The 26,210-nt window shown below is 59.9% G+C and carries 26 protein-coding genes and 1 pseudogene; 16 read left to right on the top strand and 11 right to left on the bottom strand.

Translation table 11 applies throughout. From position 1 onward, the window contains the following. Nucleotides 1-165 precede the first annotated feature (165 nt). Nucleotides 166-1,101: a class I SAM-dependent methyltransferase gene (locus BJ917_RS11195; protein WP_121103372.1), complete on the top strand. Its 936-nt coding sequence runs from the start codon at nt 166-168 to the stop codon at nt 1,099-1,101. 111 nt (nt 1,102-1,212) lie between these two features. Here BJ917_RS11195 and BJ917_RS11190 read toward each other — a convergent pair whose 3' ends face one another. Beyond that, the gene (locus tag BJ917_RS11190) at nt 1,213-1,983 is read right to left on the bottom strand and encodes a LuxR C-terminal-related transcriptional regulator (RefSeq protein WP_096510219.1); all 771 of its coding nucleotides are present in this window, start codon (nt 1,981-1,983) and stop codon (nt 1,213-1,215) included. A gap of 110 nt (nt 1,984-2,093) precedes the next feature. Here BJ917_RS11190 and BJ917_RS11185 point away from each other — a divergent pair, with 110 nt between their 5' ends. Next, the gene (locus tag BJ917_RS11185) at nt 2,094-3,197 is read left to right on the top strand and encodes an extracellular solute-binding protein (protein WP_096510218.1); all 1,104 of its coding nucleotides are present in this window, start codon (nt 2,094-2,096) and stop codon (nt 3,195-3,197) included. A 165-nt stretch (nt 3,198-3,362) separates the two neighbouring features. After that, entirely contained in the window at nt 3,363-4,493 is a 1,131-nt protein-coding gene (locus BJ917_RS11180; protein WP_121103371.1) for a P1 family peptidase, read from the top strand. A 332-nt stretch (nt 4,494-4,825) separates the two neighbouring features. Here BJ917_RS11180 and BJ917_RS11175 read toward each other — a convergent pair whose 3' ends face one another. Then, nucleotides 4,826-5,452, bottom strand: a complete 627-nt coding sequence (locus BJ917_RS11175) for a TetR/AcrR family transcriptional regulator (protein WP_096510216.1) — start codon at nt 5,450-5,452, stop codon at nt 4,826-4,828. 164 nt (nt 5,453-5,616) lie between these two features. Between BJ917_RS11175 and BJ917_RS11170 the strand changes: the two genes are divergently transcribed. After that, on the top strand, nt 5,617-6,057 hold the full coding sequence (locus BJ917_RS11170; protein WP_096510215.1) for a hotdog fold domain-containing protein: 441 nt from the start codon (nt 5,617-5,619) through the stop codon (nt 6,055-6,057). A 138-nt stretch (nt 6,058-6,195) separates the two neighbouring features. Here the strand turns inward: BJ917_RS11170 and BJ917_RS11165 are convergent, their stop codons facing one another. Beyond that, nucleotides 6,196-6,918, bottom strand: coding sequence for a GNAT family N-acetyltransferase (locus tag BJ917_RS11165; RefSeq protein ID WP_096510214.1), 723 nt, complete (start codon nt 6,916-6,918; stop codon nt 6,196-6,198). 411 nt (nt 6,919-7,329) lie between these two features. On the opposite strand from BJ917_RS11165, the gene BJ917_RS11160 reads away from it, so the two are divergent. Then, on the top strand, nt 7,330-10,746 hold the full coding sequence (locus BJ917_RS11160; RefSeq protein WP_121103370.1) for an Ig-like domain-containing protein: 3,417 nt from the start codon (nt 7,330-7,332) through the stop codon (nt 10,744-10,746). 95 nt (nt 10,747-10,841) lie between these two features. On the opposite strand, the gene BJ917_RS11155 is transcribed toward BJ917_RS11160, so the two are convergent. From BJ917_RS11155 to BJ917_RS11145, 3 genes are all read right to left on the bottom strand, one after another. Continuing rightward, nucleotides 10,842-11,411, bottom strand: coding sequence for a YceI family protein (locus tag BJ917_RS11155; RefSeq protein ID WP_096510212.1), 570 nt, complete (start codon nt 11,409-11,411; stop codon nt 10,842-10,844). Between the two features lie 120 nt (nt 11,412-11,531). After that, the gene (locus BJ917_RS11150) at nt 11,532-12,212 is read right to left on the bottom strand and encodes a phosphoribosyltransferase (protein WP_096510211.1); all 681 of its coding nucleotides are present in this window, start codon (nt 12,210-12,212) and stop codon (nt 11,532-11,534) included. Between the two features lie 150 nt (nt 12,213-12,362). Continuing rightward, entirely contained in the window at nt 12,363-13,724 is a 1,362-nt protein-coding gene (locus tag BJ917_RS11145) for an MATE family efflux transporter (protein ID WP_121103369.1), read from the bottom strand. A 441-nt stretch (nt 13,725-14,165) separates the two neighbouring features. Here BJ917_RS11145 and BJ917_RS11140 point away from each other — a divergent pair, with 441 nt between their 5' ends. After that, the gene (locus BJ917_RS11140; protein WP_096510209.1) at nt 14,166-14,438 is read left to right on the top strand and encodes a hypothetical protein; all 273 of its coding nucleotides are present in this window, start codon (nt 14,166-14,168) and stop codon (nt 14,436-14,438) included. Nucleotides 14,439-14,591: 153 nt separating this feature from the next. On the opposite strand, the gene BJ917_RS31755 is transcribed toward BJ917_RS11140, so the two are convergent. Further along, the gene (locus tag BJ917_RS31755) at nt 14,592-14,795 is read right to left on the bottom strand and encodes a hypothetical protein (RefSeq protein WP_147432565.1); all 204 of its coding nucleotides are present in this window, start codon (nt 14,793-14,795) and stop codon (nt 14,592-14,594) included. Nucleotides 14,796-15,370: 575 nt separating this feature from the next. Here BJ917_RS31755 and BJ917_RS11130 point away from each other — a divergent pair. Then, nucleotides 15,371-15,736 (top strand): hypothetical protein, encoded by a 366-nt coding sequence (locus tag BJ917_RS11130; RefSeq protein ID WP_096515299.1) that lies wholly within the window; start codon nt 15,371-15,373, stop codon nt 15,734-15,736. A 446-nt stretch (nt 15,737-16,182) separates the two neighbouring features. Here BJ917_RS11130 and BJ917_RS11125 read toward each other — a convergent pair whose 3' ends face one another. Beyond that, the gene (locus tag BJ917_RS11125) at nt 16,183-16,677 is read right to left on the bottom strand and encodes a cupin domain-containing protein (protein WP_096510207.1); all 495 of its coding nucleotides are present in this window, start codon (nt 16,675-16,677) and stop codon (nt 16,183-16,185) included. 334 nt (nt 16,678-17,011) lie between these two features. Here BJ917_RS11125 and BJ917_RS11120 point away from each other — a divergent pair, with 334 nt between their 5' ends. Together BJ917_RS11120 and BJ917_RS11115 are read left to right on the top strand one after the other, a co-directional pair. Continuing rightward, on the top strand, nt 17,012-17,455 hold the full coding sequence (locus BJ917_RS11120) for a hypothetical protein (protein WP_121103368.1): 444 nt from the start codon (nt 17,012-17,014) through the stop codon (nt 17,453-17,455). 391 nt (nt 17,456-17,846) lie between these two features. Next, nucleotides 17,847-18,119 (top strand): annotated as a pseudogene (locus BJ917_RS11115) (methyl-accepting chemotaxis protein); the annotation flags it as partial. 114 nt (nt 18,120-18,233) lie between these two features. Here the strand turns inward: BJ917_RS11115 and BJ917_RS11110 are convergent. Then, nucleotides 18,234-19,580 carry a hypothetical protein gene (locus BJ917_RS11110; RefSeq protein WP_121103367.1) on the bottom strand — a complete coding sequence of 449 codons (1,347 nt, stop codon included), beginning with the start codon at nt 19,578-19,580 and terminating at the stop codon, nt 18,234-18,236. Nucleotides 19,581-19,750: 170 nt separating this feature from the next. On the opposite strand from BJ917_RS11110, the gene BJ917_RS11105 reads away from it, so the two are divergent. Further along, nucleotides 19,751-20,041: a hypothetical protein gene (locus BJ917_RS11105; RefSeq protein WP_096510204.1), complete on the top strand. Its 291-nt coding sequence runs from the start codon at nt 19,751-19,753 to the stop codon at nt 20,039-20,041. A 9-nt stretch (nt 20,042-20,050) separates the two neighbouring features. Here the strand turns inward: BJ917_RS11105 and solA are convergent, their stop codons facing one another. Then, nucleotides 20,051-21,229: an N-methyl-L-tryptophan oxidase gene (gene solA / locus BJ917_RS11100; RefSeq protein ID WP_121103366.1), complete on the bottom strand. Its 1,179-nt coding sequence runs from the start codon at nt 21,227-21,229 to the stop codon at nt 20,051-20,053. 144 nt (nt 21,230-21,373) lie between these two features. On the opposite strand from solA, the gene BJ917_RS11095 reads away from it, so the two are divergent. The 6 genes from BJ917_RS11095 to BJ917_RS11070 all read left to right on the top strand — a co-directional run bounded on the left by BJ917_RS11095 (nt 21,374) and on the right by BJ917_RS11070 (nt 25,156). Beyond that, nucleotides 21,374-21,955 carry a chorismate mutase gene (locus BJ917_RS11095; protein WP_096510202.1) on the top strand — a complete coding sequence of 194 codons (582 nt, stop codon included), beginning with the start codon at nt 21,374-21,376 and terminating at the stop codon, nt 21,953-21,955. Between the two features lie 417 nt (nt 21,956-22,372). Further along, nucleotides 22,373-22,663 (top strand): type II toxin-antitoxin system RelB/DinJ family antitoxin, encoded by a 291-nt coding sequence (locus tag BJ917_RS11090; RefSeq protein ID WP_096510200.1) that lies wholly within the window; start codon nt 22,373-22,375, stop codon nt 22,661-22,663. Beyond that, on the top strand, nt 22,623-22,943 hold the full coding sequence (locus tag BJ917_RS11085; protein ID WP_305955480.1) for a type II toxin-antitoxin system YafQ family toxin: 321 nt from the start codon (nt 22,623-22,625) through the stop codon (nt 22,941-22,943). The genes BJ917_RS11090 and BJ917_RS11085 overlap by 41 nt, the downstream gene beginning before the upstream one ends. 271 nt (nt 22,944-23,214) lie before the next feature. After that, nucleotides 23,215-23,619, top strand: a complete 405-nt coding sequence (locus BJ917_RS11080; protein ID WP_121103364.1) for a hypothetical protein — start codon at nt 23,215-23,217, stop codon at nt 23,617-23,619. Nucleotides 23,620-23,969: 350 nt separating this feature from the next. Further along, nucleotides 23,970-24,701 carry an SGNH/GDSL hydrolase family protein gene (locus BJ917_RS11075; RefSeq protein WP_121103363.1) on the top strand — a complete coding sequence of 244 codons (732 nt, stop codon included), beginning with the start codon at nt 23,970-23,972 and terminating at the stop codon, nt 24,699-24,701. A gap of 26 nt (nt 24,702-24,727) precedes the next feature. Next, nucleotides 24,728-25,156: a nuclear transport factor 2 family protein gene (locus BJ917_RS11070; protein WP_121103362.1), complete on the top strand. Its 429-nt coding sequence runs from the start codon at nt 24,728-24,730 to the stop codon at nt 25,154-25,156. On the opposite strand, the gene BJ917_RS11065 is transcribed toward BJ917_RS11070, so the two are convergent. Next, the gene (locus BJ917_RS11065) at nt 25,132-26,106 is read right to left on the bottom strand and encodes a LysR family transcriptional regulator (RefSeq protein WP_096510196.1); all 975 of its coding nucleotides are present in this window, start codon (nt 26,104-26,106) and stop codon (nt 25,132-25,134) included. The genes BJ917_RS11070 and BJ917_RS11065 overlap by 25 nt on opposite strands. Nucleotides 26,107-26,210: the final 104 nt, after the last annotated feature.

The raw sequence follows: 26,210 nt of genomic DNA, 5'->3' as shown, positions 1-26,210 counted from the left end.
CCTGTGGGAGCGAGCCTGCTCGCGAAGACGGCATACCATTCGGCACTAATGTTGACTGACACACCGCCTTCGCGAGCAGGCTCGCTCCCACAGGGGGTTATGTGATCCGCTGATGGTGCAACTATGGTTAAATGCCGCCCCCTCAAAATTGCCGACCCTTGACCGATGAACCCAGACGCCCTCGCCACTCTCCAAGCGCATTTGCTGACCGCCCTGGCAGCCGCCCCCGCCGAAACCCGCCGCCTGTTCCACGGCCGTGGCCGTTGCTGGCCGGGGCTGGAGCAGTTGACCGTGGACTGGTTGCAGGGTGTGGTGCTGGTGGCGCTGTTCAAGGAGCCAGAAACTTCGCAACTGGAGGACTTGAAGCAGTTGCTGATGGCGATCACCCAGTCAGCGCAGTGGGCAGAATCGGGTGCGCATACGCTGTTGCTGCAACATCGCTACCTGCTGCAAAGCACCACTGAATGGCTGCTGGGGGATGTCATCGAGGAAATGACCATCACCGAAGGCGGACTGAAATATCGGGTGGATCTTGGCCGCAAACAAAACACCGGTCTGTTCCTCGACATGCGTTATGGCCGCGACTGGGTGCGGGCCAATGCCGAGGGCAAACGGGTACTGAACCTGTTCGCCTACACCTGCGGTTTCTCGGTGGCGGCTATCGAAGGGGGGGCCACCCACGTAGTCAACCTGGACATGTCCAGCCCGGCCTTGAGCCGTGGCCGCGACAACCACCGGCTCAATGGACATGACCTTGGCAACGTCACCTTTCTCGGTCACGACCTGTTCAAGTCCTGGGGCAAGGTGATCGGCAAGGGCCCGTACGACCTGGTGATCATCGACCCGCCGTCTTTTCAGAAAGGCAGTTTCCTGCTGACCAAGGATTACCAGCGCGTATTGCGTCGCCTCCCGGAATTGCTGACTCCGCAAGGCACGGTGCTGGCCTGCATGAACGACCCGGCATTCGGCGCTGACTTCCTCATCGACGGCGTGACCCGCGAAGCGCCGAGCCTGCGCTTCGAGCAACGGCTGGGCAATCCGCCGGAGTTTCCCGATGCCGATCTTGAGTGTGGGTTGAAGGCTTTGGTGTTCCGGCAGTAAGACCGAGTCGCCGCCATCGCGAGCAGGCTCGCTCCCACAGGGGAATGCATTTCAACTGTGGGAGCGAGCCTGCTCGTGAAGGGGCCGGCATGGGCCACCAAAAAATCCGGCTTATCGCGGCTGCAACACCAACGCAAACAACTCCCCATGCCCGTTCACATTGAGCTTGTGATACAGGTTGCGCCGATGCACTTTCACCGTTTCCGGGGAGATGCCCATTTGCTGGGCGATGGCCTTGCTGGAGAAGCCCTGGAGGATAAGTCGGGCGGTTTCGATTTCGCGCACCGACAGGCGCGCGTCGAAGCGATCGAGCAGGGTCGCCAGATCGCCGGCCACCGATTCGGCCACCGGGCCTTGCGGGGGCAGCAATTGCAGGTGCCGGCGCATGGCGGCCAATACCCAGTCACGCACGCACAGCAGGCGGCCCTGCTCTTCCAGCGTGAAGCGCGCCGAGCGTCCCAGGGACAGGCCGAGCACGGCGCCGTCGACGTTGATCATGAATTGCAGTTCGTCACCGCCGACCACCGAGCGGAAGTAACTGAGGTAGTACTCGCTCTGCTGGAACTGATCGGGGGCCACCGAATCGAGGCTGTGCAGACCGTCGGCGATGCCGGCACAGACCGCCAGGTAAAACGGATCGAGCAGGTACATGCCGGCGCAATAATCCGCCAGATCTTCATGCTCGCCACTGCCCTTGGAGTCGAAGTCGATCAGCAGGCGCGGCACCCTTCCCGGCTGAATCACTGCCACCAATGCGTTGTCCATCGGCACCAGCAGTCGCAAGGTATCGATGAGCGCACGCCAGAATCCGTCCTCGCCGATCGCGCCGAACACCCGCGCCAGCCCCTGGTGCAGCGGCAACTCTTTCAACAACGCGTCCACTCACTACCCCTTTCGAGTAACCCATGATGGGAATGGGTAACGGCCACCCTGGTCGATACTCTGCAAGCTCCTGAATATTACCGGCCGTAGCAGGCCAGGAGTGCCGCATCATGAGTGGTCACCGCTCGTATTTCAATCTGGGGTTGGGCGCCTGCCTGGCGGTTTCGCTGTCGGCGGTTGCCACCGAAGGCCCGACCGTTCACGTCTACAACTGGTATGACTACATCGGCCCCGACACCCTGCATGACTTCAAGCGCGACACCGGAATCCAGCCGGTCTACGACACCTTCGACAGCGCCGAAGTGCTGGAAGGCAAACTGCTGACCAGCCGCAGTGGCTACGACGTGGTGGTGGCCAGCAACTTCAGCCTACCGACCCTGATCAAGGCCGGCGCGCTGGCCCCGCTACCCCGTGCCGAGATGCCGGATTTCAAGAACATGGACACCGACCTGCTGGCGAAACTGGCCAACAACGATCCGGGCAACCAGTACGCCGTACCGTACCTGTGGGGCACCAACGGCATCGGCTACAACATCGACAAAGTGCGCGCGGTGCTCGGTGACAAGGCGCCGGTGGATTCCTGGGATCTGGTGTTCAAGGAAGAGAACCTGGCCAAACTCGGTGAATGCGGCGTGGCGATGCTCGACTCGCCCTCGGAAATGCTGCCGGTCGCCCTGCACTACCTCGGCCTGCCGCCCAATAGCACCAACCCCGAGGACTACAAGAAAGCCGAAGCGCTGTTGCTCAAGTTGCGCCCGCATATCGCCTACTTCAACTCCTCGAAATTCATCAGCGACCTGTCCAACGGAAACATCTGCGTGGCAGTGGGCTGGTCCGGGGCGATGCTGGAAGCCAAGGCCACCGCCGAGCAGGCCGGCAATGGCGTGAAGATCGCCTACAGCCTGCCCAAGGAAGGCGCGCCGGTGTGGTTTGACACGCTGGTGTTACTCAAGGATGCGCCACATCCACAACAGGGGCTGGCCTTCATCGACTACCTGATGCGTGCCGAGGTCATCGCCCCGGTCAGCAATCACCTCAATTACCCCAACGGCAACCGCAATGCGACGGCGTTGGTGGCCGAAGCGACGCGCACCAATCCTGCCGTGTATCCATCTGCCGAGGCACTGGCGACCTTGTTCACCTTGCAGCCGTTGCCACCGGCCACTGAACGCGTACGCACGCGGATCTGGAGCAAGGTCAAAAACGGACAGTAGTCCAGACACCGCAATCCCCTGTGGGAGCGAGCCTGCTCGCGATAGGGCCGTCAAATTCAACATTGATGTTGCCTGACCTACCGCTATCGCGAGCAGGCTCGCTCCCACAGGTTCAGTGCTCCATCCCCTTCACCTTTGCGCCACTCATTTGAAGAAGAGAACCTCATGAAACCACGTGCCCGCGACCTGAACATTCAATTTGGCCAACTGCAACCCGGCCCCCTCAATGCCATCACCGATGTGCCCGGCGTACGGGTCGGCCACAGCAACGTGCGAGGCCGTACCGCCAATGGCCGCGACATTCTGACCGGTGTCACCGTGATCGAACCCCGTGCAGGGTCCGCCAGCCGGCAGCCGTGCTTCGCCGGTGTCCATGTGCTCAACGGCAACGGCGACGCCACAGGGCTTGAGTGGATTCGCGAGGCCGGCCTGCTGACCAGCCCGGTCGCCTTCACCAACACCCATAGCCTGGGCGTGGTGCGGGACGCATTGATCGTGGTGGACCGTGAGCAGCAACCGGATGACGGGCGGCTCTACTGGAACATGCCGGTGGTGCTGGAAACCTTCGACGGCTTGCTCAACGACATCAACGGCTTTCACGTAAAGCTCGAACACGTGGCCCAGGCCGTGCACTCGGCGGTGGGCGGGCCGGTGGCCGAAGGCAATGTCGGCGGCGGCAGCGGCATGATCTGCCACGAATTCAAGGGCGGCATCGGCACCGCATCGCGGCGTTTGAACAGTGCCCAGGGCGGCTGGACCGTCGGTGCCATCGTCCAGGCCAACCATGGCATCCGCAATGAGCTGCGAGTCGATGGCTACCCGGTCGGGCGCTACATGGAGCAGGTCGACTCACCATTTCTCAAGGCCTCATTGCCGCACCCGGGCATGGGTTCGATCGTGGTGTGCCTGGCTACCGACGCACCGTTACTGCCGCATCAATGCACGCGCCTGGCGCAGCGTGCCAGCCTTGGCCTGGCACGCACTGGCGGCGGCAACGAGGACCACAGCGGCGACATTTTCATTGCCTTCGCCACCGGCAACGCTCACGTGCCACCCGCCGCCTACGAGAGCAAACGCGCGCCGACCACCGACCACCTGAGCATGGTCAATAACGATCACATCAGCGAATTGTTCCTGGCGGCGACCGAAGCGGTGGAGGAAGCCATCATCAATGCCCTGCTTGCCGCCGAAACGACCGAAGGTAATGGACATGCCGTGCCGGGGCTGGATGCCGAAACGCTGCTCAAGGCCCTGAATCAGGCCGGTTGGCCGGGTGAAGGTCTTCGCAGAAGCTGACACTTGTGGGGGGATTCGACTAGCGGTACTTGAGGGCGAACCCCCATCTTTCTACGATGAAGTTGCGCAACCGCTTGCTTGCCCAAGCCGTTGCGTAGGTGGTGAGTGTACTGAACCCCTATCAAGCTCACCGCCTGCTTCATGCGCATCTTGAGCCTCAATGGCTCCACTTCTCCCCATCAAAGAGCTTTGAGGCTCTTTTTTAACCTTCTGAAAACCAACACCCCCCCTTGTGGGAGCGAGCCTGCTCGCGATAGCGGTGTGTCAGTCAACGTTGATGTTCCTGATACACCGCTATCGCGAGCAGGCTCGCTCCCACAGGGGGGGATGATTCATTGGGTTTCGGTAGCGGCGACCGAGCGCCAGGCGGCCTCGGCCAGCATCTCCCGGTACGCCTTCGGGCTGCCCTTGACCCGGCCCGACAACCAGGCGCGGCAGTAACTGTCGGCCTGCCCGATGATCAGCGACAGTATCAGCTCAGCCGGAATGTCCCCCATTTCAGCTCGGCGCGCCGAGTCAAACAGCCACTCCATCAGTTGCTTGTTGCGCGCCTTGTTGCGGGTGGCGAGTTCGTCCTTGAACGGCCCCTTGGTCACGGCAAATCGCGCGTGGTATTGAAAGCGCGCCCACTCTGGCTGGCTATCGACCCAATCCACGTAGCTGTACACCAGGGCGTGCACCCCCGCCCGGGTGGTGGCGGCGTCGGCCATGTAGCTGTCGCGCAGCCTGGCCTGGTCGTCCAGCGCAGTGAAGTACAGCGCGGCCACCAGGCCTTCCTTGTTGCCGAAGTGGTGATAGATCGCGCCAACGCTGGTGTCGCATTCAGCGCGGATCATGTCGATGGTCGTGGCCTCGATTCCCTGCTCGTTGAACAGTTTCAAGGCCTTGCGAAAGATGTCGCGCTTGAGTTCGGCGCGGCGGCCGGGGTAGCAGCGCTCGAGTAAATCTGAAGTTTCCATACTCAACACAGACCGGAAAATGCATGGGTGAAGGCTGGCGATTGCCAACGGGAAAGTGGCGCTAGGTTGACAGATTTCTCTTCGACAGAATACTGTTCCGTTACAGAACATTGTTCTGTTACAGAATACTATTCTGCCAATACATCTATCAAAGAGGCTTCAACATGAGTCAGTTCCTCAGCATGTTCAACAGCGCAGGCCCGGAATCATTCAGCAAAATGGCCTGCCAGGTGGCGCCCTATTTCTCCACCATCAACCCCCTGGTCACCGACCTGCGCAAAGGCTCGGCCATCGTTCAGGTGCCGTTTGCCCGGGAGATCACCAACCACCTGGGCACCGTTCACGCGATTGCGATGTGCAACGCTGCCGAACTGGCCGCCGGAATGATGACCGACGTGTCCATCCCCGCAGGCGCGCGCTGGATTCCCAAGGGCATGACGGTGGAATACCTGGCCAAGGCCAAGAGTGATGTGACGGCGGTGGCTGATGGCGAGGCGGTGGACTGGACGACGGAGGGCGACAAGATCGTGCCGGTGGACATTCACGATGTTGAAGGCAAGAAGGTGTTCACGGCGCGGATTACGATGAATGTGAAGTTGTCCTGATCCTGAGGCCGGATGCAGATGACTTGTGGGAGCGAGCCTGCTCGCGAAAGCAGTGTGTCAGGCAATTCCTATGTCGACTGAAACACCGCTTTCGCGAGCAGGCTCGCTCCCACAGTTGACCGAGTTGGCAGAGGGTAATCAGACCAACCGCAACCGCGGCCCACTCACCGGCACCGCCCCCTCCCCCAACCGCTCGCGCACGAATTCATTGGCCTTGCGCGTCAGCTGGTCCAGATGCCGGTCCCGCTGCTTCTCCGCATCGACCATTGCCCGCTTGCCGTGTTTTTGCAGCAGGTACGTATGAATCTGCCGCACCTCCAGCGAGCTGTAGATCGACGCCACGTCCAGCAGCGCCATCAAGCCGTCGCTGCCGTGGTCGCGGGTGTTCATCAATACCTGGGTCGCGCGCACGCCCACCACTTCAAAACCCATCGCCTCGAAATACGGCACCTTGGCCACCGCGCACGTCAGTTCGGCATGGGGATATCGACCGACCATTTCTCGCAGCATCCTGCGCGCAACGCCCTGGCGCCGATGGCTGGCATGCACCGCCATGTAAGCCACGCCGCACGCCTCGGGATCGTCCTTGACGGGCAGGTACAACAGGAATCCGACGACCTGCTCCGGGTCATCCAGGTCGGTGGCGACAATCAACTCCACATCGATCCCTTTCGCCCCGTTCAACGCCTCCAGATACAGGTGAACCTCGTAGCCGATCGCGTATTGGTAAACGTTGTACAACAGATTGCTCGGAGGGATCGCGACCATGCTGATGTCGGTCAGGTTGTCCACCACCATCTGCAGGATCTGGCTGTTGATGTGCTCGGGGCACGGGGTTTTGAAATGAGTGATCTGGGGCATTGCGGGGGCTGACTCCGGGGATGGGTGCAAAGCGTTCGTCGCGGGGTTGCCTATCATACCGCGCCGAACGGCATTACTCCGACCGGCCTGCGAAGGCGTCTGATGCCCGGGCAAATCATTTGATAATGCCTCTCGTTTTCTTATGTGAACCACTCATTTTGCCCAACCCACCCGCGAGTGGTGAAAGTAACCCAATGAAATAAGGGAATTTTCCCCGTAACTGAGGAATATTCCCCACCACTGACCGCCACACCGGAGCAACACTCTGAAACAACTTGCTAATTAATCGGGACTTTTGTCCTAGTGCTCGATGATGGCCCAACAGTTGCACCGGCCCTTGCACCGCAAGTGCAGTCGTCCCCCACGTCGGGATGGCGGATTCGCCAATTTGGCAAATCTCAGGGGAATCATATGAAAAGAACAACACCCGTATTCAGTTCGATCAGCTTCTGGCGGAGGTCCAGCGTGGCCTCTGTCATGCTGATCACCGCCAGCCTGACCTCAGTCAGCGCAGCCCCCATCGACGATGTCAGCCAGCCGCCACCGACAGACCCCTCGGCCTACTCCAATCCAGCCACCGATCCGGTTGAAGCAGCGGCTGAACTGGAAGCCTTGAAATCCATGCCCGAAGCCAACCAGGGCTCGATCGCCCTGCCCAACGGCGTGTACGGCGACAAGAACACACCCCGTGCCGACAACGTGCTGCCGCCGTCCGCGCAGACCTCGTTCAACTACCCCACCAACGGCAAACCCAGCCCGTTGTTCGGGGCGCAACCCTTCACCCAGCAATTGCTGCTGTTCGAAGAATTCGGCCCGGAAAAACTCGACCCGACGACTCCGCCACCGACCTTGACCTTCCCGGTCCCCACCGCCGGCCCGGCGCCGCAACAGGACCCGAACAGCATCGCCCGCAGTGGTCCATCCAGCGCCGCGCTGGAGGCTTTCATGCGCCAACCGGGATTGTTCCCGTATCCGTCGCAGTACTCCAACGTGCTGGACCGCAACCCCTGGCAGGCGCAGATCGAAGCCTTCCTCAACCGCCACCCGGTAGGTTCGCCGGCCGAAGGCCGTCCACCAGGAAAAGGCTGGTCGCACCAGCGCTGGAACGAGTTCTATCCGCAGACCGCCTACAAAACCGTGCAAGCCGGCGCCCGGACCAACATGGGCTTGCGCGACCGCAAGCAATTGCACAACTACGCCGTCGGTGAATTCGGCCCTGGCGGGCTTTACTACCAGACCTCCGACATCCCCACCACGATAGGCACCACCAAGGGCATCGACGTGCGTTTCCATTCGAACATGCCGGTGCAGAATCACAATGCGCTGTGGACCTTCGACGGCACCGTGCCGCCCAAACTGCTCATGGTGCGTTATGGCCAACCCCTGATGATGCGTCATTACAACGCCCTGCCGATCGACCCCGCCGCCAACATGGGGTTCGGCCTGCACACCATCAGCACCCACGAACACAACGGCCACTCCCCTGCCGAGAGTGATGGCTACGCCAACGCGTTTTTCTTTCCGGGGCAGTACTACGACTATCGCTGGCCGATGCAGCTGGCCGGTTACGACACCATCAACACCACCGCGTCGGACCCACGCGCGGCCTTCCCGTGCGCGCCGGGCGAAACGCTGTACGTCAACGACGCCTCGCCAGGCCTGAAAACCTGCCAGAACGGCACGATCAAGATTCGCGGCGACTGGCGCGAAACCATGAGCACCCACTGGTTCCACGACCACATGCTCGATTTCACCGCGCAGAACGTCTACAAGGGCAACGCGGTGATGATGAACTACTACAGCGCGCTGGATCGCGGTAACGAGGCGATCGAAGACGGCGTCAACCTGCGCCTGCCCAGCGGCTCGGCGCTGCCCTGGGGCAACCGTGACTACGACGTCAACCTGGTGGTGGCCGACAAGGCCTGGGACGCCAACGGCCAACTGTGGTTCAACCCGTTCAACACCGACGGCTTCCTCGGCGATCAGATGCTGGTCAACTGGCAGTACCAGCCGAAACTCAAAGTGCGCGCACGCAGCTACCGCTTCCGCATTCTCAACGGCTCGGTATCGCGCTACGTGAAGATTGCCCTGGTGCGTGAAGTGGCCGGCAACAGCGGTGAGTTCCCGGGGCCTTCCGGCTCCAACGTGTCCTACAATCGCGTACCGTTCCACATGATCGCCAACGACGGCAACCTCATGGCCCATACGGTGCCGTTCGACGGCAGCATGGACCTGGACGGCGACGGTAACCTGCAAAACCACAACGCCATCTTGCCGGTGCAAGGCATCGCCGAACGCTACGACATCATCGTCAACTTCGCGAAAAACGGGATCAACGTCGGCGACAAGCTGTACTTCGTCAACCTCCTGGAGCACAAGACCGGCAAGGGTCCTGAGAAAAACGCGCTGAGCCTGGCCGACGTGCTGTCCGAGAAATACAAGGCGGTGATCAAACAGGGCAGCAAAGGACCGGAGTGGGACAAGGGCGACCCGGTGGTGGGCAAGTTCCTGCAATTGATCGTGCAGCCTTACAGCGGCACGGATGTGAGCATGAACCCGGCCGATTACGAGCCCGCCAAGCCAGGCAAGGCGGCAGGCAAATTCATGATTCCATTGACCATCGATCGTGATAACCCGGCCGACCAGGCCAAGCTCAAAGTGGCGCGGCATCGCGAGTTCACGTTCGGTCGCTCCGATGGCACCGACGAAGCGCCATGGACCGTCAAGACCGACGGTGGCTTTGGCTACACCATGGACCCTCGCCGCCTGAGTGCCGCCCCGCAACTGGCCAACGGCCCGACCGATGCCGGCTTCTCCGGTGACGGCACCCTCGAAGTGTGGAAAATCAAGAATGGCGGCAACGGCTGGAGCCATCCGGTGCACGTGCACTTCGAGGAAGGGATCATCCTCAGCCGCGACGGCAAGGCACCGCCGGAATGGGAAAAATGGGCGCGCAAGGACGTGTACCGCATCGGCGACGGCCTCGACAGTTCGGTGGATGTGGAAATGGCGATTCACTTCCGCGAGTTTGCCGGCACCTACATGGAGCACTGCCACAACACCCAGCACGAAGACAACTCGATGCTGCTGCGCTGGGATGTCGAGCACCCGGGTCAGTTCCAGTTGATGCCAACGCCCCTGCCCGGCTGGGACGGCGTCACCTACGTGAACACCGCGGCGCTGCCGACCTTCCGCAGCGGTGGCACCGGTGACGATAACAACAACGAAGGCGAGAACAAAAAACCCGTGGCCAATCCTGACAGCGCGGCCAGCAGCAACGGGCAAGCGGTGACCATCAACGTGTTGGCCAACGACACCGATCCGGACGGTAACCTGCCGCTCAAAGTGGTGGGCCTGAGTCAACCGGACTCCGGCCAGGGCACGGTCACCACCGACGGCGTGCGTGTGATCTACACACCACCAGCCACTGCCCCCGCGCCGTTCACCGCGACCTTCACCTACCAGGCCAGCGATGCCAAGGATGCGGTCTCGCCACCGGCAACCGTCTCCGTGGCGGTGACGCCTGCACCGGCGGTCAACGAAGACCTGGTGGTGACCAGTGCGACCGTCACCGTGCGCAGCAACAACCGCTACACTTGGGACCTGGCCGGGACCACTTCACGGGGTACGGGCAACACGCTGACGGTCACGGCGACGACGACCGCCGGCCCGCTCAACCTCGGTAACGCGATCCTCACGCCGACCGGCACCGGGGCTCGCTGGAGGGTATCGGCCAGCACCACCGGCGCCGGCCCGACACCGAACCCGACCGTGACCATCACCTCGACCTTCGGCAAGTCGGTGACGGCGCCCATCGCGGCGCACTGATGTAACGTTGACTGGCGCCCGGTCCATGCAATGTGGACCGGGCGTTGATCGTTTACGTCGCGAATGCGCTCACTCGGATTGGGCGTGCCCACCCACTAGCGCTGCGGAGCGACCATCCGAAAGCGGATATTGATCTCGTTGGAAACAACCGTATCGGCCCATTCGCCTTCACCGATCTTGAAATCATTGCGCTCCAGCTTCAGCTCGCCTTCGAAAATGCCGATGGCGTTTTCCTCTTTCAGCAAGACCGGTACCGACACTTCCCGGCTCAGCCCTCTGAGTGTGAGCTTGCCGGTGATCTGGTAGCGGTTGTTGCCAATGGCCTTGAATCGGGCCGACTCAAAGGTCGCTACCGGATATTGGGCGGTGTCGAACCACGCCGGCTTTTGCAATTCAGTATTGGCGTCTTCGCTGCCGGCATCGATGCTTTCGAGGTCGATGGTCAATTTGGCGTGCGCCGCTTCGGGGTGGCGGGTATCGAACTGCAGGGAACCCTGGAACTTGCCGAAGGTGCCATAGACCCTCGAGCCCATCTGGTTGTAGGTGAAACTGATGGTACTGGCCGTGGGGTTGACGTCGGTGTATTCGACCGCACCAGCGTCGGGCAACACACCGAGTGCCACGATAGCGAGCAAAGCAGGGAAACGCGGGAATCGAGAGTTCATGGAACACTCCGGGCCGGGGCGCCCTCATGGGTTGAAGTGCCGTACACACAAGCCGGCATCAGGAGGACTAAAGCAAAGAACAGTTGTTTATTCCACCTTGAACAGCCGACGCCATCACATTCATGACGCGCTGTCGCCAGCCTCTCGCTGCCACGCCCGTTGCAATAGATCCATGACCTCCTGATCCGACGTCTGGGAAAAATCCATGTACCAATAACCGATGGACATCAGCCAATCGGGGATCAGCGGGCAGATCAGCTCATCCACTTCACTGCGCAACGCCTCGGCGGTTTCAATGGGGGCCACGGGCACGGCGACGACAATCCGCGACGGCCCGTGCTCGCGCACTGCATGGATCGCTGCCATCATCGACGCGCCGGTTGCCAGGCCGTCGTCGATCAGGATCACCACCTGATCCTTGAGTTGCAACGGCGCGCGGGATCCGCGATACGCCTGCTCACGGCGCGCCAGTTCCCGCGTCTCCCGGGCGACCACGGCATCGAACGCGGCTTTATCAATCGGGTGCGCCCGCAACGCCTGTTCGTTGAGAACCTGAATGCCGCCACCGGCAATGGCGCCCATGGCGAACTCCTGGTGCGACGGCACCCCGAGCTTGCGCACCAGCATCAGGTCCAGGCGCACCGCCAGGGCCGTGGCCACCTCATAAGCCACCGGCACCCCGCCACGGGGCAAAGCCAGGACGATGACATCGGCGCGACGGGCGTATGGGAGCAGCGGTTCCACCAGGCGCCGACCGGCGGCGGCGCGATTTTGCAGGATGGTTTGCGATGAATGATTCATTTGAAAACCTCCCCAGGCGATCACGCCTGTCGGTTAACACTTCACCCCACCCATGAATTCTCGGCGCGACGGTGGCCGGCGGCAAGCAGATCCCTGTAGGAGCGAGCCTGCTCGCGATGACGCCAGCAGCAATACACACCTCTCAAGCCCCTACACCAACCGCTCAATCTTCTGATGCTGCCAAATCATTTTGTAATACAGCGTCTGCAACGCCAGCATCCCCAGATACGCCACCGGAAACGCCATCCACACCCCTTGCAACCCGAACCGCGCATCCAGCAGGTACGCCACCGGCAACTGCACGCCCACCACGCACACAATCGAAATCGCCACCGGCACCATCACCGCTCCGCTGGCACGCATGATCCCGCCGATGATCGCCTGAAAGCCAAACACCAACAGGCTCCAGAGCATGATGTGCAACAGGTGCTCGGCCATGCTCCGCGTCGCCTCCTCGGTGAGGAACGAACCCAGCAGCCAGTGCGACAGCCAATACCCCAACACCACCAGCCCACCGGTCAAACACACATTGATCATCAACCCCGTCCGCAAAATCGGTCCGATCCGCTCGATGCGCCCTGCCCCAATCGCCTGCGCCCCAAGGATCGACGCCGTGATCGCAATCGACAGCGCCGGGAACTGCACGTAATTGACGATCTGCGTCACCGCCCCGTACGCCGCTGTCGCCTGGGAACCGTGCTGGTTCACCAACGCCAGAATCACCAACTCCGACAGCGACAACACAACCATCTGTAACCCGGTCGGCAAGCCGATGCGCAGCACCTTGCCAAGGATCACCCAATCCAGCTTCATCGCCGCAAAAAACTCCCGATCCGGCGCCAACGGATGCCCCTTGCGAATCAACCGCCACGCCAGCCACCCCATCGCCGCCAGGTTCCCCGCCAACCCGGCAAACGCCGCACTCTGAATCCCCAGCATCGGCAAGCCGAACCAGCCGCGAATCAACACCGGCGTCAGCACCAGCCCGATGACGGTCGACACCAGCAACGCCAACAACGGCGAAAACGTGTCACTCACCCCGCGCAGCAACTGCGTGAACAACACAAACACCAACAGCGACGGCATGAACCACAACATCACATGGGCATACGAAACCGCATCGTCCAGCACATCCCCCGGCGTCCCCAACCCCACCAACGAAGACCGCGCAAACACACTGCCCACCACCGCCGCCACCAACCCGATCAACAGCCCCAACAACAACGTCGAGCCGGCAATGGCCTTCACCAGATGCGGCTCGCGCGCGCCCCAGGCCTGGCCGATCAGCACCCCGGCGCCAGCGCCGAGGCCGATGACCAGGGCGATGAAGAAGAAGACGATGGGGAACATGCCGGACACAGCGGCCAAGGCCTGGGTGCCGAGCATTTGGCCGATGTAGATGCTGTTGACAGTGCCGGACATGGATTGCAGGAAGTTCGACAGGACCATCGGGGCGAGGAACAGGAGGTAGGTTTGCCAGAGGGGGCGTTGGGGTTTGGTTGGGGTTTGCATTGAGGGTCCGTCTCGGGTGCTGGCGTGTTGATTGAGGATAGCTTCGGTGGCTGAAACCACGGGGGCATTGAACATCTCAGGTCTGTGTTTGGAATGCCAGTGGAGGGAGGTGAAAGGTCTGAAGTTTCATCAACACGGGTCCTACATGAAGTTCGGAAGTGCTCACCTATCTGGGCTGATCTTGTGTGACTTATAGTCCACCCCGTCGCCCAAATGGCGATTCAGGTTTGGCGACCTGATAACAGAGAATGCGAGAGCTATCCGCTTAATTGCAGGTATCATCGCACCCGCAAAGCCGCTGTCATGGCGGCTGTGCGCGGGAGACCTTCGGGTCTGCCGGTTTCTCTGTTCCCGGTTCGCCAACCTGCGCACAGCTGCCACCCAATCGTTTGGCGACGACTGAGTGATAGCGACAAGCCAATCAAACAGAGAGTTTCAACCATGGAAAGATACATGCCTCTCACCGGAATCGACCTGGTTCCGGCCTCCCAGCTCATCGACACCCAAGCCCCACTCGACGTTCTGCAAGCCACGGCGGATTACCGGATTCGTGCGGTTACGCAGGTGCTGGAGAACATTGCCTTTCGCGCTGAGATTGGCTGCGACACGGTGGTGTTGTCGGACTTTTCCAAGCTGTTGGCCATTCCGTTGCGCGATGGGTGTGACTTGATGGATGTAATCGGGCGGCGTTTGCGGGCGCAGACTGCGGAGTAAATGAAAACGGGCGCCGAGCGCGCCCGTTATTTCCCCGACCACTAAATAAGCCCGCCCCCGGTTTTTGCTCCCGCTGTGACGCCTTGACCTTCATACATACTTTCGAGTCGCGATGGGCACATAATAAAACCCTGTACCGCTGGCCTGAGTTTCTTAAAACCGCGTCATGACTTCGTCCATAATCCGATTCTGAGTTTCAACACTTGGTCTGTGGCGATAAGCCACGGCGAAAAAAGCAACGCCTTCGTAGTCGCAGCGAATTGAAAACGTCATGCCTTCACGCAACCCAAAGATTGAGCGTTCCCCTGCGTCAACAAAATATTTCGCTTGTGTCAGAACGGCTTTGGCGTGCTCCATGCACCCCACTTTGCTAAGCGCGTGCTCTTTCCAATTGGTAGTGATACGCACAGTCGAAGTTTCACTGTCATCCTCAGGTGGCCGAATGATTTGTTTAGGGGGGGCGTTGCTGGAGCAAGCGGTCAGCCCCATTGTTACAACACTCACTAAACAACAAAAACAAAGTCTCGAATGCACAAGTGAACTTCGCATCATCAGGCCTCCCTATGACAACCTGCCATCAGTGAACTGTAGATTACTAATGCAATAGCAGATCTCCGTTTTTTTGCGGTGAGGCTGTAGACCAGGCAGGTCAGTTCGCACGAAGGACCCGGCCTGATCAGCCGGGTTTTTCATGACTTTTGATTGGCGCCTACGCTTCGATGGCCAGAAGAACACCTGATGCCCGTCACAGAGCAGTAGCCACTGGCGTACGCACAGCTTGTAGCAGCTGGCGCCTGCCGCTACAAAAAGTCCTGTTTTTGCATCCATTGACTGCATCAATAGTCACCATCAACTCAATGAAGTTCTCTTAAAAATCCTGCGGCGTAACATCTGCTCCATACCAACTGACAACACCCCCGGAGCACATGATCATGAAACGCCAAACCATCCTCAGCATCGCTTTCTCGGTTTTCGCAGTGAACGCTTTCGCCGCGACTTCGACTCAACCTGTGGTCGCTGAAGGCGGCTCGGATCGTCTGATTGAAAGCCGTGTGGCTGAAGGTGGTTCGGATCGCCTGCTCGAAAAACGCGCTGTTGCTGCCGATGGTTCTGATCACCTGCAAGGCAATACCATTGCCTCCGACGGCTCCGACCACTTGCAAGGCAACACCGTCGCCTCCGACGGCTCCGACCACTTGCAAGGCAACACCGTCGCCTCCGACGGCTCCGACCACTTGCAAGGCAACACCGTGGCCGCTGATGGTTCAGATCACCTGAATGGCAACCGTGTCGCATAAACAAATCGCCTGACCGAAACACAAAAAAAACCTGGCCTGATCAGCCGGGTTTTTTCGTGTTCAACTGCCCAATTGTCTTTCGAAACGAATCACTACGACCTCACTGAGCCTTCGCAGAGGAATAAAGCGACGGATTTATTTTGGCTGGTATTTTGCTCCTTTTCATTGCCGAAAAGATGAAACACTGGTCGGCGCAATTTCTCGAAACCTTATTGTGAGCGAGCTTGCTCCGGACGGTGATCTGACGATCGCGGCGTTGCATTCAATGCCATTGGTGACTGAGCAACCGTCTTCGCGAGCAGGCTCGCTCCCACAGTTGAACCGAATACATCTGCGGGAGATTGGTTGGCTGTCTGGCCGCCTTCGCTGGCGAGCCTTGCTCCTACGTGGATTGGGTACATTCACAAAAGTCTGACTGGCTTGTAGATCGTCTTCGCGAGCAGGTGTCACTTCGATGTATTACGAGGATCATCATGGCTATCGATATACTCGATGCCCAGCGGGCCGAATCCGTAAACTTGTGAGATGTACTCTCCTGATCTGGCCCAGTGGAAGTGTGGTGTATTAGCCGGGAGTATCACCACGCTACCCGGACCATAAGCAACCAGCTTGTCCGGATCAAAGACAGAACCGAAACCAATATAGAAAACACCGGACATAACGGTATAGATACGATCTTCAGGATGTGTATGGGGCATTAGTTTGATGCCGTTTGGCACTTTGACTCGCACAACGTAGGGTGCTGGTTTGCTGGGGTCGCCAACCAGGACGGCCAGTTTTACTTCTTTGGGGAAAGCTGGAAAGCTGCGCCATTCCACCTCTTCATTATATAAAGCACCGGTTTTACCGAGTGGCAATGGTTGTGCCTGGACGAATGGCATGGCTGCACTTGCGAGAAGAAGTGTTGCCAGGAAAGTTGTTTTCATCGTGCGCTGAATCATCAAAGACACCTCAACTACGCAGTCAATAAATTAACATCGTCACCTGCACCACCCGTTAATCCGGCGGGCTTGATACAGGATCCTCCGACTGACTGTATTTGTGTTTTGCACTCCTGATAATGACGCTATCGCGCATTACAGTTGATACGCAATGTAATCAATGTCTGCAAAAAACCGATTTGCCAAGGTACGCCATCATCACGCTCACCAGCGGCAGACCACTCGCCCTATCGATACCATCGATGTTCACCATCACATCAATGAAGTTCTCTTAAAAAATCCGCGGCGTAACATCTGCTCCATACCAACCCATTACACCCCGGAGCACACGATCATGAAACGCCAGACCCTCCTCAGCATCGCTTTCTCGGTTTTCGCAGTGAACGCTTTCGCCGCGACTTCGACCCAACCTGTGGTCGCTGAAGGCGGCTCGGATCGTCTGATTGAAAGCCGTGTGGCTGAGGGCGGTTCTGATCGCCTGCTCGAAAAACGCGCTGTGGCGGCTGATGGCTCTGACCACCTGCAGGGCAACCGCGTCGCCGCCGATGGCTCCGACCACTTGCAAGGCAACCGCGTCGCCGCCGATGGTTCCGACCACTTGCAAGGCAATGGCGTCGCCGCTGATGGCTCGGATCACCTGCAAGGCGATCGCGTCGCCGCCGATGGTTCGGATCACCTGCAAGGCAATCGCGTCGCCGCCGATGGCTCCGATCACCTGCAAGGCAATCGTGTCGCCGCCGATGGTTCCGACCACCTGCAAGGCAACCGCGTCGCTTGATTGAATCGCAATATCGCACACAAAAAAAGCCCGGCCTGATCAGCCGGGCTTTTTCGTTTTGGTACGGCAAGACCGGTTGCAGTACGGTTGGTTCCCAACGCCACCCCGCCGATTCAGCATGACTTGCCTCTATTTCTGCCAATGTGTCCCCCGAACGACGTCGCCCGCTCCAAGATGATGGCTAACAGCTACGCTCTCCCCACTTCTCACAGACACCTCAACCAAACCAAAAACAGTCAATGACCCTGTGGCGAGGGAGCTTGCTCCCGTTGCACCGTTCCCGTACTCGAGCGCTACAAGAGCAAGCTCCCTCGCCACAGGGCCAATGTCTGACTTACCCAAGCACCATCCCCTCTGCCTCACTCCGTTCAGTGACACGGAGTCAGCATGAATGCCCTTCCCCCCTCGCTTCCTTGAGCACTACCGCAAAGCCGACAGGATCATGCTGGGCCTGATCTGGCTGATGTTTGTCTTCGCGTTGGGTCTGGCGTTCTGGCACGACACGTTCTTACAGGCGCTGCTGGTGGGCGGTGGCACGAGTGTGGTGTTGACGGCGTTGTATCGCGCCATCGGCGGCACGCGGTTCATGCGGTGTTGCCTGGGCGTGGGTTTGATGGTGATGGCGGCGTTGCACATCAATCAGGCCGAGGGGGTTATTGAAAGTGCGCTTGCCTTCCACATCATTGTTGGCTGATCCGCCGTCTTCGCTGCGGTGCGGCGATCCGACAAGCCAGCGCCTACAGGGGATCGGGGGGGACCTGCCCCCGTGCAGCAAAACTCAGTGAAAAATCAGACTGGATATCGCCTTGGGTTCAAAATCCTGGGTGGTCACGACCATCAGCACTTCGTTGGGGGCATTTCGCAGAATGGCGATTACCAGGATTTCATGCCCCCAGTCTGTGACGAGTGCTTCGGCTTTCGACCCGCGGACCGGGATCAGCCCAGTGGTCCAGTTGTCGCCATTGAGCGTGACGTAATCGTCCGGGTTGATACGCCCTGACTTGGCATTCGCCGCTTCCGGGTGCCCTTGGTCTTTAAGGCGCAGGCGCCGCAAGCGCGTGATCAACTCGTCATCCTGGCTGAGGACCCTCTTCCCCAGGAACGGGGCAAGTGCTTCCGGCAGCTGCTCCGGCGGTGCGGTGAGCCAGGCCTTCAGGAATCCCCGTGCATAGGCTTGCGCTTGCGGCGATGCGTTGGTCTGCGGATTCATCAGCAACGCCTGGAGTTTCTCATCCATCTCGATAGCCGGCAGCCAGCCCGGTTCCTGTTGCTCATACTCGGGTACGTTTGCCGGGACTGCATTGAGCGAGGGAACGCCACGGCGCAAGTCAATCCTGGGCGCCTTGAAGAAACTGTGGCCGCCGTCGTCCAGGCTGGTGTTTTTCGCGATGGCCTCGGCTTGGGGTACGCGCTCGGCCTTGAACCAGTCTGCTTTTTGCACCTTGGTCGACGCCCGGCAGAAGGCGTCAACCGGCGCTACCAGGTCTTTCCAATCCTTGGGTTGAGTACCGAGTGTCAATGGCGCTCGATACCGGAGCAAGAGGTCATAGGTGCTGGACGCGGCCATCGTGCATTTCTTCACGTCCATCCAGGTCTGATCCGCGGCGTGGGAGAACACACTGCCCTTGTCGACCGGGTGCGACCAGATCCAGTTGTCCGGGCACAGGAAGAAAGTATTGCTGACGCCCGCATGGGAAAAAGAGTCCTGCCAGCCGTGGAGTGCCTGACCGAATTTGCTCTGAAGATCAGGGTCTTCATGATGGGGCTCGACGATCATGCTGTTGGACTGCCCCATCGCATAGCGAGCGGTGGAATTGACCGGCCGCTCTGCCGGACTCGCCGGAGGCTCACGCTTGGCACGAAAATGAAGTGCCCGGGTCAACAAACTGGCTCTTGTATCCTGCAGGATGCAGAGGTCCCAGATAATGGCATGCTTGGCGTCGAGCATGCCGGTGTCGGTGAGTTCGTTTTGCCGTGCGATTTCCTGGCTTTGCAGGGGATCGAAGCCCGCTTGAGTGGCCAGCCAGTAGGTCAATCCGTAGTGAAGATCGGATTCGTAGGCGTGAGCGCAAAAGCTTGCGGCAGCCAATGCCAGACCGAATACGATCAGTTTGATGGGTTTCATCTGCGCCTGCCCGTGCGTCGTCATCGAATCCCGTGGCCGCCGGGATTGCAGCGTCCGTGGATGAGTGTAGGCCGAATATTGCACCGGCCTGATCAGACGGGCTTTTTCGTGCTCAACATCGGTCGGCCCTTCATCTATCCTGTCCCCCCGCAAACACACCGGAGACACCTGTGCCGCCCCTGACCGCTCGCGAGGTTTACCAGTCATTGCGCGACGCCGCCCTGGGCCTTCGCCCACTCAAGCGCCTCGAAGAGCAGCCTGAAGCCGGCCCGGTACATGTCGACATCGAAGGCTGGCGCCTGACCCTTGATGTGGACGGTGTGCACCTGCGCCACTGCCTGAATTGCCAGAGCCCGGACGGCCGGGTGTTCGATGGCGGGCAGCGCTACGGCACCGACCCGGTGGGTTTGCTCAGTACCTGGGAGCTGGCGCAGGTTGAGCGTTTGCTCGCCGCTGGATGAACCGACCGATCAATCCAGTAACCCGTCAAAGCGTTTTAGTGAGAACGCCGACAAGTCCAGCTCACTGCTGCCCTGCACGCACCACTGCGCCAGTGCCTCACCCAATGCCGCGGAATGTTTGAAGCCGTGCCCCGAGCAGGCGGACACCACCAGCGTGTGTTTGAGGGTCGGGTGTTCGTCGATGATGAAGTGGCTGTCCGGGGTGACGGTGTAGGCACACACCGCCGACTTGACCACCCGCGCGCTGACGCCGGCGATTTTGCCACGCACGTGGCTGTCGTACATGTCCCGGGCTTCGGCTGTGCTGATGGTTCTGTCCAGCGTGTCTGGCGAGGATTCTTCGCTGTATTGCTCGGTGGCGACCTTCAGGCTGCCCTCGCCAGGCAACGGCGGAAAACCATAGTTCGAGGCCTCGTCGCCTGAGCCGTGGTAGTAGATGAAGGTCGGCGACACCGGGGCGAAACGGGCGCCTTCTTCCAGTTCGAACCAGAACAGCTTCTGCCGACAGACCCGGAGCAAGCGGTCGAAGGGTTCACCAAGCAAGTCCCTGGACCACATGCCGGCGCTGATCACCACCTTGTCGGCGTGGATCGTGCGCTGGTCGGTGATGACGGTGACGCCCTGCTCGTGCGAGGTGATCTGCGTGACGGTTTCGCCCTTGAGCAGCGTGGCGCCACGCGCCTCGGCAAGTTGCAATTGCACCGCGATGCAGCGCTCCGGCCGGACGTAGCCGCCGCTGGGTTCGAAATACCCGACAGCCGTGTCGAGTACCGGGGAAAACTGCGGGAAGCGCTGGCGAATCTGCTCGGCTGACAACACCTCATGTTCGATGCCATTGGCTTTTGCCAGTTGCAGGGTGCGCTGGGTGAAATCGCTTTGATCGTTCGGGTCATAATCGGCACTGGAGGTCATGACCAGCACGCCGCACTGTTCGAACAACGACTCGCCGGACAACACTTCGAGCTCGCGCCAGATCCGGTGCGAGTTGCGGACAATAGGCAGGTACGCCGCGCCTTCGCCCACCGAGAGCCGGGTGATCCGCGTATCACCGTGGCTTGAACCCTGATCGTGCGGGGGATGATGGCGGTCAATGCCGATCACCTTGACCCCGGCCTTGGCCAATTGATACAGGGTGGCGGCGCCCATTGCCCCCATGCCCAACACCGCAACTTCATACCTGTCTTCCATCTACGCCTCCCTGGGTAAAAACGACAAAGTCGCAGCCTGCACCAAAGCCAGGCCTGTGCGAAAGAGCCTGTTGAACTATCGTTCATCGGATTCGGCTGTGTTACACATTGCGTGATGCGCATCCCATGCCCAAGAGGTTTGCTTATGTTCCACTGCTCACGCTTGTCGCAACTGCTGACTTGCACGCTACCCGCTTTACTGGTTGCCTGTTCACTCACCAGCGTCGCCCACGCGGCCCCTTCCACGGCGCCCGATTCCTTGCGGCCATTGCTGGCCACCATCAATGAGCGCCTGAACATCGCCGATCAGGTGGCGCTGACCAAATGGGACAGTGGTAAACCGATCCAGGATAGCGCCCGGGAAGCGTTGGTGATCGCCAACGCCAGGAAGCAGGCCGTCGAGCGCAGCCTGGACCCGGATGACGCCGCCGAACTGATCGCCGCACAGATCGAAGCCAACAAATTGGTGCAGTACGGCTTGATCGCGCAATGGCAAGCGGCGCACAAGGCGCCCGACCTGCCTCGACCAGACCTCACTCAACTGCGGCCAAAACTGGATGAATTGCAGACCCGTCTGTTACAGCAATACGCCGACTTCGTACCCTATCGCATCGACCCGGAATGCCCCAACTGGTTGGCCGAACAACGCTCCGGCCTGATCAAGGATGCCCTGCATGGCCAGGCGTTGATCCGGGCGACCGGGGAGCTGTGCGTCACCGATCAATAAAGGGACAAACACCGGGACCTGTAGGAGCGAGCTTGCTCGCGAATGCGGTATGTCATTCAGCATTAATGGTGACTGACCCACCGCCTTCGCGAGCAAGCTTCGCTCCTACGAAGAGCGGCTCTGCTCCATACCCCAAAAAACCCGGCCTGATCAGCCGGGCTTTTTTCGTAGGCGTTTAAATGAAGCCCATTTTTACCCGCCATTTCCTGCATTGAGTCAGGACGCTTCCCAAATACGATAAGGATCGGGCTGATATTCATGGCGTGCTTTAACCATTGAAATACCGGACGAGAAACTCAGCTACCAGTCCCGTTCTCGAACCGCCCATCAAGCTGAAGTTGACCCAAAAGCCCCCACTCAACCAGAATGTTCGAGGTAGCGCCAATGTAGCTACAAATTAACAATGAGGTGATAACCATGGGTGCACTACTAAAAACTACAGACGTGCGTTGCCGCATCGATGAGGATTTGAAAGCGCGTGCCACTGAAGTTTTGAGTGCTTGTGGCCTGAGCATCAGTGATGCCATGCGCCTTTTTCTTCGTCAGGTGGTAGCGACTCAGGGACTTCCGTTTGAGGTACGCGTTCCTTCGGAGAAAACGGCCCGCGCCATGATGGAAGCAAAAAATATTCGTCAGCGGTTCGACTCGATAGACGAAATGCTGGGGGATGTTGATGGCGAAACCGGAGAAAAAGCAAAAACGCGCTGAGCTGCCCAAACAATGCGCACAGACCTCGGAATTCAAGAAATCGTGGGAACGTTACAAACGCTCCGGGCGCCGTGACATGAATGAAGTTCGCCAGGTGATGGTGATGCTTTTTCTGGGGGAGCCATTGCCAGCCGAGTACCTGGATCATGCATTGACGGGGGATTGGGCTGGATTTCGAGAGTGTCACATCGGCGGTGACTTCCTGCTGATTTATGAACACACACGTTTCGACCTGCTTACATTTGTGGATCTTGGAAGTCATTCCGAACTGTTCAAGTAGCGCCGTATGCCGCCTGCTGTAGGCGTTTCAATTCGCCCGGGCGTTTGCGCAGCCCTGTAGGAGCAAAGCTTGCTCGCGAAGGCGGTGCGCCATTCAGCATTGATGGTGACTGACCCACCGCATTCGCCGGCAAGCCGGCTCCTACATAGAGCGGTTTTGCACATCCATTGACTGCATCAATAGTTACCATTGACTCAATGAAGTTCTCTTAAAAGCTGTGCGGCGTAACATCAGCTCCATACCCACCGACAACACCCTGGAGCACACGATCATGAAACGCCAAACCCTCCTCAGCATCGCTTTCTCGATCTTCGCAGTGAACGCTTTCGCTGCGACCTCGGCTCAACCTGTAGTCGCTGAAGGCGGCTCGGATCGTCTGATTGAAAGCCGTGTGGCTGAGGGCGGTTCTGATCGCCTGCTTGAAAAACGCGCTGTGGCGGCTGATGGCTCCGACCACCTGCAAGACAACCGCGTCGCTGCCGATGGCTCCGATCACCTGCAAGGCAACCGCGTCGCCGCCGATGGTTCCGACCACCTGCAAGGCAACCGCGTCGCCGCCGATGGCTCCGATCACCTGCAAGGCAACCGCGTCGCCGCCGATGGCTCCGACCACCTGCAAGGCAACCGCGTCGCTGCCGATGGTTCCGACCACCTGCAAGGCAACCGCGTCGCATAAACCCAACTGCCCTACCGCAGTCCCCCACAAAAAAACCGGCCTGATCAGCCGGTTTTTTTGTTGCCCGTTTTTAGCAGTCTCCAGAGTTTACCGGCTGACCTGGTTTGGTTGGATGCACGATCCTCTGTAGGAGCTGGCTTGCCAGCGAAAGCGGTGGGTCAGTCAACATATGTCTGATCGGATGCCTTCGCAGGCAAGCCAGCTCCTACAGGGAATCGCGCCAGCGCCCCCCTGGGTAATGGATATACCACCCCATTTCCATTCCTGATAAACAGCATTACAGCGGATTCAGGACTGTTTCATGCACGCTTTTTAAGCGAGTCTAAGGCACCCTCTCAGGACCCCCTGACATGAGCAAAACCGAAGCCCTGGCCAAAATCATGCTCGGCCCCCTATTGCTGATGCAAGGCGCCTACACCCGCCGGATCACGCCGAAATTGCCGGAGGCCGAGGGTGAGCGCGAAGGCCTGGCCGGCGATGGCGAGCCTCTGCGTCTGTTGATTCTCGGCGACAGCGCCGCGGCGGGTGTCGGGGCGTCGACGCAGGCGCAAGCCCTGAGCGGTCAGGTGGTCAGTCGCCTGGCCAGGGCGTATCAAGTTGGCTGGAAGCTCTGGGCGCGGTCCGGTCTTGATTCGCAAGCCTTGCTGGAACTGCTCGAACAGCACGGGCCGGAGCCCTTCGATGTGGCGCTGCTGTCCATCGGCGTCAATGACGTCACCGGTACGCTGACGGCGGATCAGTGGGTCACCCGGCAACAGCAGTTGCTGGCGATACTGTCCGACAAGTTCGGCGTCAGGCTGATCGTCATCTCCCCTCTGCCACCGATGCATTTATTTCCCGCATTGCCTCAACCGCTGCGTTGGTACCTGGGAAACCGGGCGACGCGATTTAACGGGCGCCTCGCTGAACTGGCAGATCGCACGGATCGCTGTACGCTGTTGACGACCCACCTGGCACCCGTGGCCGGTGCGATGGCGCCAGACGGTTTCCATCCGGGGCCGGCGATCTACAGCGCCTGGGCAGGCGACGCCGCGCAGGTCATCGCCCGGCACCTGGGAAGAACCCCGTCAGGCACGCTTTGAACAACAACAAAAAACAGGAGTTGACCATGTCTGAACTGCAACTGCACCCCAAAGCCGCAGAGTCCTTGAGCCTGTGGCACGCGATGATCCGCACCGGCGACCTGAAGGCCTTGCCAGGGTTGCTGGACCCACAAGCCGTGTTCCGCTCACCGATGGCGCATACGCCGTATCCCGGTGCCCCGGTGGTTTCGATGATTCTCAACACGGTATCCAAGGTGTTCGAAGACTTTACCTACCACCGTGAACTGGCGAGCGCCGACGGCCTGAATGTCATCCTCGAATTCAGCGCCAGGGTCGGCGAGAAACAGCTCAAGGGCATCGACATGATCCGCTTCAACGAACAGGGGAAAATCGTCGATTTCGAGGTGATGGTCCGGCCCATGAGCGGCTTGCAGGCCCTGGGCGAGGAAATGGGCAAGCGCCTGGGCGCTTACCTGGCCGCCAGCAAAGCCTGATCGTTGTGCAAGGCCGGTCGAGACTTCGGCACCATCTGCAACTCGACCGGCTCACAGAAAAACGCACTGCACCTTGAGCGCAGCCAGCGTTGCCCGCAATCGCTGTGCGTCGCTGCGCGCCAGACCATCGACAACTCCGGTGTCGGCAATGGCAACGGTGCCGGCTCGGCCCTCACGCCCTCCACTGACGTCATGGCCTTGGCCACGTAGTCCGGTACGATTGCCAGCAGGTCGCTTTGCGCCAGCAACATCGGCAAGGCACTGAACTGCGGCACGGTCAGCACGACTTTGCGCTGCCGCCCCAGCCGGCCCAGCGCGTGGTCGGTGTCATCCGTGGCATTGCCCATGGACGACACTACCGCGTGGGGGCGTCGGCAGAACTCTTCCAGCCCCAGAGCGCCGGGCCGGATATCGGCTCGCAACAGCATCGGCCGGATCGGCCGCAAGCCCTTGCGATGTGCATTGGCCGGCAAGTCGAGGGTATGGCTGATGCCCACGGAAATATCACCGTTCATCAACCGCTGCGACATCTGCTGCTGATCGACACGCAACACGATCAAGGTGATGTTCGGCGCCTCGACGCGCAGGTGCCGTAATAGCCGTGGCAGCAACGCATATTCAACATCATCGGAAAGCCCGACGTGAAACGTCGTCTCGCTGGTGCGCGGGTCGAACGGCTGGCAACGGCTCAGCGCAGCGGCAATGCCGTCCAGCGCCGGTGCCAGGTTGGCGAAAATCTCTTCGGCCCGCGCGGTCGGCTCCATCACCCGTCCGGCACGAATGAACAGCGGGTCATCGAACAGCACGCGCAATCGACTCAGGGCACCGCTGATGGTGGGTTGACCGAGGAACAGCTTTTCGCCGACACGGCTGACATTTCGCTCATGCATCATCGTCTCGAAAACCACCAGCAGGTTGATGTCGGCACGACGCAGGTCATTTCTGTTCATGAGGTTCGCTACCCGGCACGAGGCCATTGAGTTCGAAAGTTCGTGAACAGGTTATGGCCGTCGATGACAAACGTCTGTCGTACATGGGGACAGCACGATCATGC

This window comes from Pseudomonas sp. WPR_5_2 (assembly GCF_003634475.1).
Lineage (GTDB): Bacteria > Pseudomonadota > Gammaproteobacteria > Pseudomonadales > Pseudomonadaceae > Aquipseudomonas > Aquipseudomonas izuensis.
This window is presented reverse-complemented; position numbering and strand designations above follow the sequence as displayed.